Raw genomic sequence first — 259 nt, 5'->3', positions numbered from 1 at the left:
TTGCAGCGGCGCCCAGCCATTGGGAGCATCCCACTGTTGGCCGGTGCGCAGGATCGTCGTTCGGATGCCGCCTTCGCCCAGAAGTGCGCGCCGCGTGGTTGCGGCGATGGCCGTGGTCTGCGCGGGGGACGCCATGCCGACGAAGAGCGGAAACAGCGTGGCGGACGACTGGACGCTGCCTGGCGTGCTCTCGTCGAGAAGCCAGTCGGCGAACCGCCGCTGGCGGCTCTGCCACATGTATCTGTCGATGGCGCCTTTG

Annotated in this window: 1 protein-coding gene; it reads right to left on the bottom strand. The window is 68.3% G+C overall.

Features of this window, described 5'->3' with window-relative positions; all coding sequences use genetic code 11:
• On the bottom strand, positions 1 to 249 hold a 249-nt coding region (locus tag HWN72_RS30875), incomplete at its 3' end, for a trehalase family glycosidase (RefSeq protein WP_309141614.1).
• Positions 250 to 259 lie beyond the last annotated feature (10 nt).

Origin of the sequence: Novosphingobium sp. HR1a (genome assembly GCF_015594425.1) — a bacterium.
Taxonomy (GTDB): Bacteria; Pseudomonadota; Alphaproteobacteria; order Sphingomonadales; family Sphingomonadaceae; genus Novosphingobium; species Novosphingobium resinovorum_A.
The sequence above is the reverse complement of the archived record's forward strand: the minus strand, read 5'-3'. Positions and strand labels throughout refer to the sequence as shown.